At 69.5% G+C, this 15,239-nt stretch carries 11 protein-coding genes; 4 read left to right on the top strand and 7 right to left on the bottom strand.

Annotation, left to right across the window (positions count from 1 at the left end; translation table 11 throughout):
• Positions 1–71: 71 nt before the first annotated feature.
• The gene (locus KIH74_RS17245) at positions 72–665 is read left to right on the top strand and encodes a hypothetical protein (protein WP_214156973.1); all 594 of its coding nucleotides are present in this window, start codon (positions 72–74) and stop codon (positions 663–665) included.
• A 2-nt stretch (positions 666–667) separates the two neighbouring features.
• On the opposite strand, the gene KIH74_RS17240 is transcribed toward KIH74_RS17245, so the two are convergent.
• The 5 genes from KIH74_RS17240 to KIH74_RS39215 all read right to left on the bottom strand — a co-directional run bounded on the left by KIH74_RS17240 (position 668) and on the right by KIH74_RS39215 (position 6,053).
• Positions 668–1,063 (bottom strand): SRPBCC family protein, encoded by a 396-nt coding sequence (locus KIH74_RS17240; protein ID WP_214156972.1) that lies wholly within the window; start codon positions 1,061–1,063, stop codon positions 668–670.
• Positions 1,064–1,383: 320 nt separating this feature from the next.
• Positions 1,384–1,803, bottom strand: a complete 420-nt coding sequence (gene mscL / locus KIH74_RS17235) for a large conductance mechanosensitive channel protein MscL (protein WP_214156971.1) — start codon at positions 1,801–1,803, stop codon at positions 1,384–1,386.
• Positions 1,804–1,932: 129 nt separating this feature from the next.
• Positions 1,933–2,643 carry a Flp pilus assembly protein CpaB gene (cpaB, locus tag KIH74_RS17230; protein WP_214156970.1) on the bottom strand — a complete coding sequence of 237 codons (711 nt, stop codon included), beginning with the start codon at positions 2,641–2,643 and terminating at the stop codon, positions 1,933–1,935.
• Between the two features lie 965 nt (positions 2,644–3,608).
• On the bottom strand, positions 3,609–5,387 hold the full coding sequence (locus KIH74_RS17225) for an HNH endonuclease signature motif containing protein (protein WP_214156969.1): 1,779 nt from the start codon (positions 5,385–5,387) through the stop codon (positions 3,609–3,611).
• Between the two features lie 327 nt (positions 5,388–5,714).
• Complete coding sequence (locus KIH74_RS39215; protein ID WP_214156968.1) at positions 5,715–6,053, bottom strand: FmdB family zinc ribbon protein; 339 nt, start codon at positions 6,051–6,053, stop codon at positions 5,715–5,717.
• Between the two features lie 234 nt (positions 6,054–6,287).
• On the opposite strand from KIH74_RS39215, the gene ribD reads away from it, so the two are divergent.
• Positions 6,288–7,364 carry a bifunctional diaminohydroxyphosphoribosylaminopyrimidine deaminase/5-amino-6-(5-phosphoribosylamino)uracil reductase RibD gene (gene ribD / locus KIH74_RS17215; protein WP_214156967.1) on the top strand — a complete coding sequence of 359 codons (1,077 nt, stop codon included), beginning with the start codon at positions 6,288–6,290 and terminating at the stop codon, positions 7,362–7,364.
• Here ribD and KIH74_RS17210 read toward each other — a convergent pair.
• Complete coding sequence (locus KIH74_RS17210) at positions 7,270–9,294, bottom strand: potassium/proton antiporter (RefSeq protein ID WP_214156966.1); 2,025 nt, start codon at positions 9,292–9,294, stop codon at positions 7,270–7,272. The two genes, ribD and KIH74_RS17210, sit on opposite strands and share 95 nt — an antisense overlap.
• 187 nt (positions 9,295–9,481) lie before the next feature.
• Between KIH74_RS17210 and KIH74_RS17205 the strand changes: the two genes are divergently transcribed.
• A complete protein-coding gene (locus KIH74_RS17205; protein WP_214156965.1) occupies positions 9,482–12,247 on the top strand; it encodes a penicillin acylase family protein in 2,766 nt (921 codons plus the stop codon).
• 19 nt (positions 12,248–12,266) lie between these two features.
• Here the strand turns inward: KIH74_RS17205 and KIH74_RS17200 are convergent, their stop codons facing one another.
• Positions 12,267–12,905, bottom strand: coding sequence for a 5-formyltetrahydrofolate cyclo-ligase (locus tag KIH74_RS17200; protein ID WP_214156964.1), 639 nt, complete (start codon positions 12,903–12,905; stop codon positions 12,267–12,269).
• 174 nt (positions 12,906–13,079) lie between these two features.
• On the opposite strand from KIH74_RS17200, the gene KIH74_RS38680 reads away from it, so the two are divergent.
• Positions 13,080–15,230 (top strand): GGDEF domain-containing protein, encoded by a 2,151-nt coding sequence (locus tag KIH74_RS38680; protein WP_214156963.1) that lies wholly within the window; start codon positions 13,080–13,082, stop codon positions 15,228–15,230.
• Positions 15,231–15,239 lie beyond the last annotated feature (9 nt).

The following is a 15,239-nucleotide window of genomic DNA, read 5'->3' as shown; positions in this document are numbered from 1 at the left end:
CCCGCGAGATGCGCGGGCAGAAGCACCGTCCGGCAGGGGGCCGGCCGGGCCGCTGACTTCAGGAGGAAGCAATGACCGCAGCACGATTCTCCCGCCGCACCCGGGCCGTCGCCGCGATCGCCGGTGTGCCGGTCGTCGCCGCCGGTCTCTGGGCCACGACGGCGGGTGCTGCCCAGGCCGCCGAAGCTCCTGTCACCAAGGACTTTTCCGCCGCCACCTCGCAGGCCGAACCGATCACCGGCGAGCCGGTGCTGATCAAGGCGTCCAAGCGCAAGGGCGAGAACCGCATCGTGACCGTGCGCGGCAACGGCTCGGTCGACCTGTCGCGCAAGAAGGCCACGAAGTCGAACGGCCTTTCCGCGGACGGCACCTGGATGGTGCTCACCCGGGTCGGCTCGAAGACGAACCCGATGTACACGATCATGAGCATGAACGACAGCGAAGAGATCGACGCCTACTGCCTCCAGCAGAAGAAGAGCGGCGCGCTCGACATCGTGGTCTGCGACAAGAAGAAGGCCAACCAGCGCTTCGATTTCGCCCACAGCGGCGACAAGTTCTCGATCGAGGGCAAGTGGGGTTACCTGAAGGCCGACAAGCGCAAGCTGCGGCTGACCAACGAGGACAAGGAAGCCATGAGCTTCTTCAGCGTGACCGCGAAGAAGTGAAGTCAGCTCTCCATCAGGCTCTTCAGCCGGGCGAGGTCGGCGCTGACCGCCTCGGCATCGCGCTCGAAGGCGTCGTCCGTGACGCCTTCGAGCCGTCGCAGGGTGAATACGACCTCGCACTCCGGGCCGTCCGCCAGCACCCGCATCGGGTTGTAGAAGGTCTCCCCGCCGGGCACCGTGACATGATGATCGACCACGCCGAACTCGTTGTGCGGCGCGAACTTCAGCACGGCCCGCCCCATCGGTGAGGACGCGACCCACTCGCCGTCCACCTGCTCGACCCGGTCGCACAACCCCGGCGCCCAGTCGGGCAGGTGCGTGGGGTCTGCGACGAACGTGTAGACCGGTTCCGCCGGGCGCTTGATCCGGACGCTGATGTGCCGTGAGTCGATCGCCATGTGCCGATCGTGCCAGGTCCGGTGCTACAGGACCTGCCGAGTCGGGGGCCGGGCGTGCCGGGTCTGGTGGTGCCGGGTTTAGTGGTGCCGGGTTCGCGGTGGTGCCGGGTCTGGTGGTGCCGGGTTTGGCGGTGCTGGGTCTGGTGGTGCCGGGTTTGGCGGTGCTGGTTCGGGTGGCACCGGCCTTGGTGCCGCCGGCACCGGCGTGCCCCGCGATGCGAGCTCGGTGATGATGGCGCAGCGATCGCCCGCCAGCGCCACCGAGCCCACCTGGCCGGCCGGACCAGAGGCCGGCAAGCCAGCACCGCAGTGGCTCCGGATCAGCGTTGCGGACCCTGCTCCAGAGGACGGTCGCGCAGCAGATCGCGGATCTCCTGCAACAGCAGAATGTCTTCGGACGGCGTGGCCGGCTCCGGCTCCTCGCCCCGACGACGACGTTCCATCAGCGCGTTCATCGGCGCGACGATCAGGAAGTAGACGACGGCCGCGACGATCAGGAAGTTCAGGAGCGAGGTCACCAGCCCGTTGAGATCGACCAGGGTCGCCTTGTCCGCGACCGAGGGCCTGATCTCGAAGTTCATGCCGCCGGCCTCGGGGGATCCGATCGCGGCGATGAGCGGTTTGATCACTCCGTCGGTGACCGACGTCACCACGGTTGTGAACGCCGCACCGATGACCACCGCGATGGCCAGCTCGACGACGTTTCCTCGCATGATGAAGTCTTTGAAGCCCTTGATCATGGTGTGCTCTGCCTCCGGGGGATGGGGGGATCAGAGGCGAGGCTAATGCGCCCCTGGTCCTGTCGCCCTCCGGCGGACGTCGCCGGGGCAGCTTCGTCGGTGTCGCTGCCTCCTTCAGTTGTGTCCTCGTCACGGGAGTACCGCCACCGACACGCTGGCCCCGACTGTCGCTGCCGCCAGCCGATCCGCCTCCGAACTGTGAACGGCGAGCACCAGCACCCCGCTCAACGCCTGCACGGACTCGTCGTCGTCCGTGTTCGTCCCGCTCCCACCCCAGCCCCCCGCCATGCCGGCGATCCCGGAACCCGCCGCCGCCCCGGTCCCAGCTGCGCCTGACCCCGCTGCCCCTGACCCGGTGGCAACGCCGGACACGCTGAGCACCAGAGCGTTTCGCACCGCCCGCTCCGACGACGTGGCACCGGAACCCGACCCCACGTCCCCGTCCTTCGCCGACCAGCTGTTGGCGGTGCTGACGAGAACGTCGACGTGATCCCCGCCCCGGACCAGCGAGGCCCCTGCCGGATCGCTCACTCTGACCGGCACGGCCACGGTGCCCGTCGGCAGCCCCCGTAACAGCCCGGGCCCGAGCACTCGCGCATCAGTCAGGAGTTCTCCCCGATGCAGGGGCCCGGCCAGGCTGCCACCGACGACGGCGTCGGTCGCGACCGTCATCGCAGCGGGAGGCACGATGGCCGCCGGCCATGCCGTCGCCTGCACATCGCCGGGGGCGATCCGATGCCCCGCCGCCAGATCCCGCGCGGCGACGATCACGGGCGTCGTCTCCACCGCCGACGGACTCGCGGCCCGCACCGTGACCCACACCATCGCCAGCAACAGCACGACGGCCAGGCCTCGGCGGTAACGGGCCAGCAGAAGCCGTCCGGTGCGGACCCTCCCCGTCCCCAGTCTCGGTGGATGGCGCAGGGCTCGGTACCGCTTGAAAGTCTTTGACCGTTCCCACCGGTGCAGCAGAGCCGACGTCTGGCGCCGGCTGTCTGAGGGGCGGGGTACGGCTGGCATTCCCAGTGGGCCGGGGCGCGGGCCGGGGGCGGGACTGGGTCTTGGGCCGGGGCTGACGGATGACGAGAACTCGGCTCCCGGCGCCCGGTGCGCGGACGCTGGGTCGGCGGCTTTCGGAAACAGGCTCGTCGAGTCGGGCAGGGGGAACGCGCGTGTGCTGAGGTCAGCTGGGAGAGGGGGATCGGCTGGGGCGGTTCGGTTCGCGTGCACGGTGTGGCCTGGCTGGATGGTGCGGTCCGGCTGGACAGTGCGGTCCGGCCGGACGGTGCGGTCTTCGTAGACGCTGCGGCCTGCATTGTGGCTGGCCTGCGCTGCACCGCCGGGGTAATCAGGATCAGCGAGGGCAACGTAGACGTCGGAGAAATCATGGCTACTGCGCTGCCCGGGACCGCTTGCCTGGTCAGCCATATCGGTTTCGGCCCCGAGGAAGGAGTCAGGAACGGCTGTCGCCCTCCGCCTTCCTCTGCCTCGGGAAGGAAAAGTGCTGCTCCGAGCTCCGGCGGGAGTCTCGTCGGGGGCAGGGATCTTTGATCGCTCCGGAACCCATCCGACGCTCATCGGCAGACGCCCAGCCCGGGTGCGGCGCCGGGGTTGGGCCGCTGCGCTGTGGGTGGCCGGTGCTGGCGTCGTCCACAAGAAATCCAGGTCGCGTGCAAGGGGATCACGTCCTTCTCGATCGCTGACATGTCCACCACCGTAGATCGCCGATGAGGCGAAAAGGGCTGATGAATAAGCCATGTGGATAAGTGGCCGGTTGTGCGGGCTGTGGAGAGCGGCATGCCCGGTCAGAACGGTGGGTCGCCCAGGGGAGGGGGCGGTTCGACGACGGGCAAACGCCTGGACGTGATCCTCCGGAGCTCGGACTCCCAACCCGCATGCCGAAGCTGCTCTCGTGCGAAGGGATCAGCGTCATCGTCGGGGGATGAATCGTCAGAAGCACCGGGAAGCGGCGGTGGAGGTTCAAAGTGTCGCTGGCCCAAGCGGCTGCGCCATTCGATCGTACCTTCAGGGTGGGGCTCGCCTGGTCCGGTGAGGCGGAGCCGCCAGCCACCGTGTGTCTTGAGGCGATGGTGGAACCGGCACAGGGGAACCAAATTGCAAGGGCAGGAAAACCCGCCCTTGGCAAAGGGAATCGCATGATCGATGTCGCAGCGCGTGGCTTTCTGGCTGCATCCCGGGTGCGAGCAGTGCTGGAACCGGGCCACCACCTTGTCGATTACACTCTGGCGTGGCTTGTACCGCAGCGAGGATTCGGTGCAGTTGGCCTGATCGCCTGGGCCATGAACCGCAGGGCGGGAGACCTGGCTCATCATCTTGCCGGCCGCCGTCGATCGGCGGAGCGGTATAACCGTGATCCGCCCTGCCTGTCGGGCGATCTCGCGAGCCAGGTCTGCCGGGACGGATCCGAAACTTTGCAGTTCGCCGGGAAGATTGTCGAGGCCGAGCAGAGTCTGCGCCGAGATGGTCACGACGAGGTGAGGTCTACGGCCCTGCTGTGTGGGCGGCTTGGGTGGTAGCCACCACCCCAGCACGCCTTTTCGCACGGGATCTGTTCTTGTGGAGCGAGGATGGGACGCAGAGGAAGAAGGCTTTGGAGAGAAGTGCGAAGGAGAGGTGAAGCGCCCTCCGAAGGTGTCCTTGTCGTGTGATCCGGTATCTCCTGCGGAATGTCGCAGCAGCGGGAGGGGAGTCTGGTCGTGGATGGCGCGGAACACTCCGACGAGCGCGTCGGTGCGACGTTGCTGATGAGTACGCCGGTCAGGTGTTCCGGCACGGCGAGCTGCGTCGCGGCAGCCGTCGGCCAGGGCGTCGAGTTGGGCATCAATGAGCGCCACCGCGTCGGCCCGCAGCCGGATGTCCAGGCCGCCCATCCCGTCGGTCAGAGGGAAAGCCCGCACGTAGCGGCTTTTCACGGATTCCTCATGGCGCTTCTGGGCTGCCTGTGGGTCAACCTTCTGCAACTCACGTTGCGTGGCGGCGATCGCGCGCTGCACGGATTTGCCTGGCAATAGCTTCACCAGCGCGGCCTGTACCCGCCTCCACAGCGCTGTTCCGGGTTCCAGGCAGTTGCGCATCTGAGTGTGTACCGACACGGCGGCCTGAAAGTCCAGCTCTCCTTCTTCGACCAGCGCGAGGATGTCGGGCAGCTCCTGGGACAACAGCACCGAGTTGCCCACGCGGTCGGTTGCGGTCTTGCGGGCCCAGCCAAGGGCCAGCGAGAGTTCCGACGCGACTGAGGCGATGCCGTCAATCGGGTCGCAGGTCGCGTCGGCTGGTACGGATTGTGCCTGGGCCGCGAGCCTCGCCGCCTGATTGAGGTGCCGGGCCTGGAGCGCGTTGAGTTGCCGAATGAGCTTCTCGGACGCGACTACCACTCCGAGGCAGCGGTTTTCGGACGCTTGATCAGCGGGCATGTCTTGTACGGCGGAGAGCAGTTCGCCTGCCGACGCAGTGTGAAGGTCGACCTCGGGCCAGGCCGACAGCAAGACCGTTCTCAAGGCACCGCACCCCCGTGCACTGACCCCTGCGTCGCCCGAGCTCACCCAGGCGACGCGTTCGAACATATGTTCGAATAAAGCAACTCTAGGTGACTTCCCAGAAAATGCCAAACGGTGCTGCTGCGTGGCGGTTACGGAAAATTTCCCGAGGAGGAACACAACCTGCGGCGGGCCCGTCGGTGTCTATGGGGTGTGGCTGTGACCGGCGACGGGTTGACGGGGGTGGTTCGGGTGACTGGATTCGCGTGGCATGAGGATGGGGCGATCTCTTCTTCGGCCCGGCGGTGTGGTGGGGTCGGTGTCGATCTGGTCTGCGATGGAGTCGCGTTTTGGGCAGGGGCAAACGCCGGGCACCCCATGACCCGCTGGGTCATGGGGTGGGGGTGGGGCAGGTCAGGCGGCGCTACCGCTGGAGGTGGAACTCGAGGTCGACGAGGTGCTGCCGGACGAGCTGGACTTCGAGTCGCTGGAGGAGCTCGACGACTTCGTCTCGGAAGACGAGGAGCTGCTGGAGGACGAGTCCGAGGTGGATGCCGACGAGGTGCTGCTGGTCGAGCCGCGCGAGTCGTTGCGGTAGAAGCCGGAGCCCTTGAACACGATGCCAACCGAGTTGAACACCTTGCGGAGCTTGCCGCCGCACTGCGGGCAAACGGTCAGAGCGTCGTCGCTGAACGCCTGCTGCGCCTCGAAGCCGTGATCGCACTCGGTGCACGCATAGACGTACGTGGGCACGTCGTCCTCCTGATAGCCGGGCTGGCACTCTCTGCCGTTGAGTGCCAACAGCATAATGCACCCGCGGGTGTCGCTCCGACGGATGACCAGGCGAGAATCACTCTGGCGGCTGTGGAACAGGCCGGAGGAGCCGGTCATTCCCTCCACCGCCGGCCTGCGAAACGGCTGAACAGGGGGCCAGATTCGAACGGGGAACGACGGGGGAAAGCTGATACCGAGGAGACAGGACTGCGAATGGCTAGCGACGCCGAGATCCGGGCGATGCGGCGAGCGATCGGGCTGGCTGCCCGAGGGCTGGCGACGGTCCTGCCCAACCCCGTGGTCGGGTGCGTGCTGCTCGATCCGGACGGCGGTGTTGTCGCCGAAGGGTGGCACGAGCAGGCGGGCGGTCCGCATGCCGAGGTGGCCGCTCTGCGGGTAGCGGGTGATCGGGCGCGGGGGACCACAGCGGTCGTCACGCTGGAGCCCTGCAACCACATAGGCCGGACCGGTCCCTGCTCGGAGGCGCTGATCGAGGCTGGCGTGCGAAGAGTGGTGATCGCCGTCCCGGATCCGTCCGATGCCGCGGCCGGTGGGGCCGAACGACTGAGGCGCGCCGGGGTCGATGTCGAGGTCGGAGTGCTCGGTGTCGAGGCCGAGCAGGGGCTCGAGCCGGGGGAGGGCAACGAGGTGTGGCTGACCGCGGTACGGCGGCAGAGGCCCTTCGTGACCTGGAAGTTCGCTGCCACCCTGGACGGCCGGGTAGCGGCGCAGGACGGCACCAGTCAGTGGATCACCAGCGTTCAGGCCAGAGGCGATGTGCACCGATTGCGGGCGCAGGTCGACACGATGCTGGTGGGGGTGGGAACGGTGCTGGCCGACGATCCACTGCTCACCGTGCGGGATGCCGAGGGAATCCCGCTCACGCGACAGCCTCTTCGAGTGGTGGCCGACACCCATGAGCGAACGCCTGCGGACGCGCGCATCCGGGGTGGCGACGCTCCCACCTGGATCGCCACCGCTGCCGAGGTGGGGGTGACGGCGGCGGAACATCCCGCGCTGGATCTCGCTGCCCTGATGCGGCAGCTGTTCGCCAGGGAACGACGGCATGTGCTGCTGGAGGGTGGGCCCCGGTTGGCGGGGGCGATGGTCGAGGCGGGCCTTGTCGACCGGGTGGTCGCCTACCTGGCCCCGGCGCTGCTCGGCGCCGGGCCGAACGCGCTGATCGATGCCGGGATCACGACGATCGCCGACGTGTGGCGTCTTGAACTGCTCGACGTGCGCCAGGTCGGAGACGACGTGCGAGTCCTCGCGCGCCCCCGGGTTGGCTGACTCCGGGGGCGTCCGGTGGGAAGTCCGGTCGGCCGGAGGCGTTGGCGCCGGCCTGAGGCTCCGAGCCAGAGCCAGAGCCAGAGCCAGAGCCGATGCCAGCGCCCGAGTCCGACCGGGTTCCTGAAGCGGACCCGGAACGAGTTGCGGAGCCGGAGCCGGAGCCGGAGCCCGAGCCCGAGCCCGAGTTGGAGCCGGAGCCCGAGCCGGAACCAGCGCCCGAGCCAGAACGAGCCCCAGCACCGGACTCGAAGCGTGTCCCTGCGCCCAGCCCGCCTCCGGGGCGAGCACCCGGTCCGGAGCCGGCACGAGACCCGGAACCCGTCCCAGAGCTCGAGCCAGCCCCGGAGCCAGAACCCAGCCCAGAACCAGAACCAGAGCCCGAACCAGAGCCCGAACCAGAGCCCGAACCCAGGCCAGAGCCCGAGCCCGGCCGAGAGGAGTCCTTGCCACGCCAGCCGGACAGTTTGCCGCCCATGCTGACGGCCTTGAGGCGGTCCTCGGTGGCGGACCGGACGGCGGCCGGGGTGACGACGATGAGGTCGTCACCGTGACGTAGGGCGGTGCGCTGATCCGGCACGATCGCCTCGCCGTCACGCAGAACGAGCGTGACGTTGGCTCCGGGGGGGAGGCGGAGCTCGAAGATCTCCACGCCGTGCAGGCGGGAGTCCGGTCCGACGTGGGCCTCCAGCACGTCCGCGCCCTGAGCGCCGAGGGGCACGGACTCCACCTCCAGGCCGACGGTGGGCGAGTCGTCGGACAGGCCGAGGCGCTTCGCCACCCAGGGAAGGGTGGGGGCCTGGACCAGGGTGAAGATCAGCACCAGGCAGAACACGATGTCGAAGAGCTGGCGGGAGTTCTCCACGCCCTGGGCCACGGGCACGGTGGCCAGCACGACCGGGACCGCGCCGCGCAGGCCGGCCCAGGACAGGAAGGCCTGCTCACGCAGGGGCACCTTGAACCAGGAGACCGCGACCAGCACCGAGAGCGGGCGGGCGACGAGCAGGAGCACGAGGCCGATGAGGAAGGCCGGACCGACCTGTGCGGGCAGTCTTTCCGGCGACGCCAGGAGGCCGAGCAGCACGAACAAGCCGATCTGGGCGATCCAGCCGAGCCCTTCGGCGAAGCCTCGCACGGCCACGCCGTGGGGGAGGCGGGAGTTCCCGAGCACCAGCGAGCAGAGGTAGACGGCGATGAAACCGGAGGCATGGATGGTGGCGGCGGCGCCGTACGAGCCGATCGCGAAGCCGAACACCGCGATCGGGTACAGGCCGGAAGACGGCAGGGCGACCCGGCGCAGGGCCATGGCCCCGAGGAAACCGATGCCCAGGCCCATGCCGGTGCCGACCACGAGCTCGAAGACCGCCTCGTACAGCAGGTGGCCGATGCCGTGCGACTCGCCGCCGTGCGCCACCTCGGTGAGCGCGATCACGATGATCACGACCGGTGCGTCGTTGAAGCCGGACTCGGCCTCCAGCATGCCCACCAGCCGGGGCGGGAGGGGCACCCGGCGCAGCACCGAGAACACCGCCGCTGCATCGGTGGACGAGATCGCCGCGCCGAGCAGCAACGCCAGCGGCCACTCCAGGCTGAGCACGTAGTGCGCACCGGTGCCCGCCACGGCCACCGAGACGCAGGTGCCCGCGGTGGCCAGGAGGGCGGCAGGGGCGACGGAGGGTTTGATCGTGGCCCAGCGGGTGGTCAGTCCACCTTCGGCCAGGATCAGGACCAGTGCCGCGTAGCCGAGCACGGAGGTCAGCTCGGCGTCCTCGAACTCGAGACCGAAGCCGCCTTCGCCGATGATCAGGCCCAGCGCCAGGTAAAGAAGTAGTGAAGGAAAACCGGTTCCCACGGAAAGCCGGACCGCCGCCACGGCGACGAGCAAGACGGCAGGACCGGCGAGCAGCGCGAGGTTGAGCTGCTCAATCGTCAAATCATCGGCCCTTCGTGACCCATAGGATTTTCACAGGCCAACGTCAGCCTTGACCCGATCCTATCGGTCACGCTGGGTCGTGCCGTCGACGGCAGGTACGGCGTGCCTCCGGACAGTGGCTATTGTTCCTGCCGTGACCCGTCGCCGTGCCCTCCGTGTAACGGCCATCGGCTCCGCTGTTGTCGCCGTGATCGCAGTCGTTGTCGTCGTCGTACTCGCCGTGTCCGTCATCCGGCGCCCCCTGCCCGACCGTGGCGGTGAGGTGACCATGGCGGGCCTCACCGGCCAGGCCAGTGTGATCCGTGACGATCAAGGTGTTCCGCAGATCTACGCGGACAACGCCGAGGATCTGTTCCGGGTGCAGGGGTACGTCAACGCGCAGGACCAGTTCTTCCAGATGGACCTGCGCCGGCACATCACCTCCGGTCGGCTCAGCGAGCTGGTGGGCGAGAACGAAGACGCCCTGACCGCTGACAAGCTGGTCCGTACTCTCGGCTGGCGCCAGGTCGCCGCCCAGGAGTACGAGCAGGCGAGTGACTCCACGCGGGCCTACCTCAAGGCCTACGCGGACGGGGTCAACGCCTACATCGAGGGCAAGTCCAAGTCCGAGCTGTCGATCAGCTACACCCTGCTGGAGCGCCGCAACAAGCTCGAGGCGATCGAGCCCTGGACGCCGGTCGACTCGCTGGCCTGGCTCAAGGCGATGGCCTGGAACCTGCGGGGCAACTACGACGAGGAACTCGACCGCGGGCAGGCGATCAAGACCGTCCGCAACGTCGAGCGCGTCGAGCAGCTGTTCCCGAGCTATCCCTACGAGGAGCACTCGCCGATCGTCAACGGTTCGGCGGCGGCAGGGAACCAGGCCGGCTCGGGTGCCAAGGGCAGTGCCTCCGAAAGCACGACCGCCGAGAACGGCGCCGCGACCGAGAACGGCACCGCGACCGAGAACGGCACCGCGACCGAGAACGGCACAGCCACCGAGAACGGCACAGCAGCAGCCGCCCAGGGCACCACGGCCCAGGGCGCGGCCACCGGTGCGAAAACGACGGACGACGCACTGAGCACGGCCGCTTCGTCGTCCACCAGCGGTTCGACGACGGCGACCGTGGACACGGCGGGGCTCACCACCGAGGTCGTCCAGGAGGCGATGACCGCCGCGAGCAACGCGCTGGACTCGCTCCCCAGCGTCCTTGGGGACAGCGGCGAGGGGAACGGCTCGAACTCCTGGGTCGTGAACGGCGACCTGACCGAGTCCGGCCTGCCCCTGCTCGCGAACGACCCGCATCTGGGAACGTCGATGCCGGGTGTCTGGACGCAGGTCGGCCTGCACTGCAACACGGTGTCCGAGGACTGTGCGTTCGACGTGGCCGGTTACGGCTTCGCCGGCATGCCCGGTGTGGTCATCGGCCACAACGTGCGGATCAGCTGGGGCCTGACCAACCTGGGCGCCGACGTCACCGACTTCTTCCTGGAGAAGGTGAACAGCGACGGCAAGACCTACGTGCAGGACGGCAAGTCCAAGGACCTGACCACCCGCACCGAGACGATCAAGGTGGCCGGGGGCGACCCGGTGACGATCACGGTGCGCTCCACCAAGCACGGACCGCTGGTGTCGGACGTGTTGCCGGAGGTGGCGGCGGTCGGCAACACCACCACCGTGCCGGGCGAGAAGGTCTTGCGCAGCACCACTTACGCGGTCGCGCTGAACTGGACCGCACTACGGGCCGGCACCTCGATGGACGCGATCCTCGAGCTGGACGTGGCGCAGGACTTCACCTCGTTCCGCAAGGCCGTGCTGAAGCTCGACGCCCCGGCGCAGAACGTGATCTACGCCGACGTCGACGGCAACATCGGCTACCAGTCGCCGGGCCGGATTCCGGTGCGCGGTGACGGCGACCCGACCGCGAAGGTGCCCTCCGACGGCACCTGGCCGCAGATCGGCTGGGACTCGCGCTACGACTGGACCGGCTGGGTCAAGAAGAAGGACCTGCCCTGGGTGGAGAACCCGGACAGCGGCTACATCGTGGCCGCGAATCAGGCGGTCACCGGGCCGGACGGCACCGCGCAGCTCACTGACGACTGGGACTACGGCTACCGGTCGCAGCGGATCAACGAGCTGATCGCGAAGGCCCGCTCGGAGCACCCGATCACGGTCGACGACATGCGTGCGGTGCAGACCGACACGTACAACTCGATCGCCGAGATGCTGGTGCCGGAGCTGCTGAAGCTCGAGGGCGACACCGACGAGTTCACCCAGGAGGCCGTGGACCTGCTGAAGGGCTGGGACTTCACCCAGCCCACGGACTCGGCGGCGGCCGCGTACTTCAACACCGTCTGGGCCAAGATGCTCGACCTGACCTTCGCCGACGAACTGCCCGAGGGCTTCAAGCCGGACGGCGGGGACCGCTGGTTCGAGGTGGTCCGGCTGCTGATGAAGGACGCCAAGGACGAGTGGTGGGACGACGGCCGCACCGACGACGTGGTCGAGACCCGCGACGAGATCCTGCGCCAGGCCCTGAGCTCGGCCCGGCTGGAGCTGACCCAGCGGCTGGGCAAGGACCCGGGCAAGTGGCGCTGGGGCAAGCTGCACCAGGTCACCCTGGAGCAGACCCCGATCGGCACCAGCGACGCCCTCGGCGGCATCCTGAACAAGCTGTTCAACCGGGGTCCGTACCAGGCGCCGGGCGGCTCGTCGATCATCGGCGCGTTCTCCTGGGACGCCTCGGCCGGTGACTTCTCGGTGACCGCCGCGCCGTCGATGCGGATGATCGTGGACCTGTCCAACCTGGACAACTCCCGGTGGGTGAACCAGACCGGCGTGTCCGGGCACCCGATGGACAAGTACTACGACAACCAGGTCAGCACCTGGCTGAAGGGCGACGACTACGCCTGGTCCTTCACCGCCGACGCGGTGAAGGCGGGCAAGGACGAGGAACAGACCTTCAAGCCGTAGCCGGCTGAGAGGAACCTGCTCAGAAGAACACCGTGCGGGCCGGGGTCAGCACACCGTCGACACGACGGTCGTGCGCCTCGGCCGGTACCGGCGTAGCACTCGCGTCGAGCAGCTCGTCGTCGTGCACGACGGCCAGCACCAGGGCGTCCGGTCGCAGAACGGCCAGCCGTCCCAGGGCCGCGTCGTAGTAACCCCGGCCGCGGCCCATCCGCAGTCCGGTGGTGTCCACCGCCATCGCGGGGATCAGCAGCACGTCGGCCTGGGCGATCGCGTCGGGTCCCAGCCGTTCCCCGGTGGGCTCGAACAGCTTGAGGACGCCGTTGGCCGCGAGATCCCCGACGTCGAGCGCCCATTCCAGCGTCGGCCCGCCGCCGGCCGTCCCGCTGCCGCCCCCGGCGTCGTCCACGACCACCGGCAGCAGCACCCGCACTCCCAGCTCGCGCAGGCCCTCGCGCAGCAGACCGGTGGCGGGCTCGTCCGGCAGGGAGGCGTAGACCGCCACGCACGACGCCGCGCGGATCGCCGGCAGCGCCAGCGCGGCCGCGGCGAGGTCCGACTCCTCGCGCCGCCGGACCTCGCCGTCGCGCTGCGCGCGGCGTCGCCGGACGGTCTGGCGCAGTGCCCTCTTCCGGTCGCTCGGTGCCTCGGACCTGTCCATCACGCTACTCTCGGTGTGTACCTGTTTACGAACGGTTGTCATCGCCGTCCGATCGGCACCACCTTGCACCATGCGCTCTTCGGCGTCGTTCAGGCACGTCAGCAACACGGGGGACTTGAGTCGGATGGACCACATGCTCGGGCTGTTCGGGTGGGGGACCAGGGGGAGGGGCCGGTGACGCCCGTCCCGGTCGAGGCCGGGGCCGGGGCGCACACCCGGCTGGGCTCGCGGCTGGCGGTCGTGCTGGCCCTGCTCGCCGTCGTCCCCCTGCTCGTCGGTGGCACCGTGATCGGCCTGATCGCCCCCACCCACGCCCGCTCGGTCGCGGCCGGTGCGGCCACCCGCGACGCGGACGCCGCGGTGGTGGCGCTGGCCGGCCACTGCGATGCGGTCCGGGCCGGAAACCGGGTCGCCGCAGGCGAGGTCGCGGCATTTGCCACCCGCAACGACGGCGCCGTGACCCGGGAGGCCGCACAGATCTTCGCCGACCGGGCGGCGGCCCGGCGGCCGGGCAGCGCGGTCGCGGTGTTCGACCCGGACGCCCGGCTGATCGCCGGCGCGGGGCCGGCCCGGGCGCGGGGCGTGGTCACCAGCATCGCGCCGCAAGAACCTCAGGGGCAGGAGGTTCTGGAGGAGTCAGCGCCGTCGTGCTCGGCCGGGCGGGTCGGCACCACGGGCGACGTGGCCGGGCTGGCCGAGATCTCACCGGTGCTGATCAACCCGGCCGGGAGCACCGCGCGGGTGCGGGTGGCCACCGTCGTCACCTGGTCGCCGCTGGACGAGGCGGCCCTCACCGTCCTGCGCACCCGGCTCGGCGCCTCCGGCCGGCTCGCCGTGCTCACCCCCGCGGGCCCGCCGGTGGTGCTGGCGAGCAGTGGCGATCCGGTGGAGGACGAGGGCGCGGACCTGCCCACCGCCCGGCTGCTACGCCAGCTGCCGCCGACCGGGAGCGGGGCGGCCGAGGGGGTCGGCTACGCCCTGACCGCGCCCGGACCGGGACTGCCCTACCGGCTGCTGGCCACCACCGCGACCGGTCACGGGGTGCTCGCCCTGATCGGCTGGATCCTGGTCGCCGCGGCCCTGATCGGTCCGGCCGTGCTGTGGCTGGTGCTGATGCGGGTGACCCGGCCGGTCGCCGACGAACTCTCCGCCGCCGGTGAGGAACTGCTGACCGGGCGGGTGGCGCTGGCCGACAGCCTGGACCGGTTCGGTGAGGCGCTGGCCCACACCCACGACCTGAACGAGCTGCTCGGCACGGTCACCGGGACCACGCTGGCCGCCACCGAGGCGGCGGCGGTGGCCGTGCTGCTGGTGGCCGACGAGGTGGACCCGCCGGTGCCGGCCGCCCTGGCCGCGGCCCGGGGCCCGGCCGGGCGACGTGCCTCGGACCAGTCCGGCCGGCGCGAGGGCGACCGGCTGAGCGTGCGTTCCGAGGTGGGGCGGGCCGACCCGCAGGGCGAGGAGGCGAGGGCCGCTCTACCAGCTCTGGCTGAGCAACACTACGCCTCATTCATCGGAAACCCACAGACATCACAGGCTTTCACCGAACCGGCGGTCAGCGAGCGACCCGGCGCGGGCCCCGTGGCGGCGATCGGGATCGGGGTCGACGCCCTTCCGGTGGAGAGCCCGGCCGAGCGCGGGCGGGGGCGTCGCAGACCCGTCGGGGTGCTCGTGGTGGCTCGTGGTGAGGGCGGTGAGACGTTCGACGCGCTGCACCTGACCCGGCTGCGTGCGCTGGCGTCGCAGACCGGCACCGCCGTCACCAACATCCGCCGGTATCTGGAGGTGCGCAGGCTCTCGATGACGGACACACTGACCGGCCTGGGCAACCGTGCCCAGCTGGTCAGTTCGCTGTCCCGCGAGATCGCCGCGGCGAGCCGCGGAAACGGCGTCCTGACCGTACTCATGCTGGACATCGACCATTTCAAGATGGTCAACGACACCTGGGGACACGGCTTCGGTGACATCGTGCTGCGCGACTTCGCGGCCCGCCTCCTGGCCTGCGTGCGGGAGGCGGACACGGTGACGCGGTACGGCGGCGAGGAGTTCGTCGTGCTGCTGCGCGACACCGACGCGGACGGCGGGTGCCGGGTGGCCGAGCGGGTGCTCGTCGCCGCCCGCTCACACCCGTTCGAGGACGCCGACGTGAGTCAGCCGGTGACCGTGTCCATCGGGGTGGCGGCCTACCCCCGGGACGGCCGGAGCGCCGATGACGTGTTGCAGGCGGCCGATTCCGCTCTGTACGCGGCTAAACGTGACGGTCGTAACCGTTGGCGGGTCGCCGAACCGAGCCATAACGCGCCGATCGTCTCTCTACCTGGTTAGGTTTTGACC

Source organism: Kineosporia corallincola (genome assembly GCF_018499875.1).
GTDB lineage: Bacteria > Actinomycetota > Actinomycetes > Actinomycetales > Kineosporiaceae > Kineosporia > Kineosporia corallincola.
The sequence above is the reverse complement of the archived record's forward strand: the minus strand, read 5'-3'. Positions and strand labels throughout refer to the sequence as shown.

What these genes read in the sequence shown, in the direction of transcription:
- KIH74_RS17240 (WP_214156972.1), bottom strand. Translation starts at nt 1,063, where the DNA reads ATGGCGATCGACTCACGGCACATCAGCGTCCGGATCAAGCGCCCGGCG.
- KIH74_RS17245 (WP_214156973.1), top strand. Translation starts at nt 72, where the DNA reads ATGACCGCAGCACGATTCTCCCGCCGCACCCGGGCCGTCGCCGCGATC.
- ribD (WP_214156967.1), top strand. Translation starts at nt 6,288, where the DNA reads ATGGCTAGCGACGCCGAGATCCGGGCGATGCGGCGAGCGATCGGGCTG.
- mscL (WP_214156971.1), bottom strand. Translation starts at nt 1,803, where the DNA reads ATGATCAAGGGCTTCAAAGACTTCATCATGCGAGGAAACGTCGTCGAG.
- KIH74_RS17200 (WP_214156964.1), bottom strand. Translation starts at nt 12,905, where the DNA reads ATGGACAGGTCCGAGGCACCGAGCGACCGGAAGAGGGCACTGCGCCAG.
- KIH74_RS17225 (WP_214156969.1), bottom strand. Translation starts at nt 5,387, where the DNA reads ATGTTCGAACGCGTCGCCTGGGTGAGCTCGGGCGACGCAGGGGTCAGT.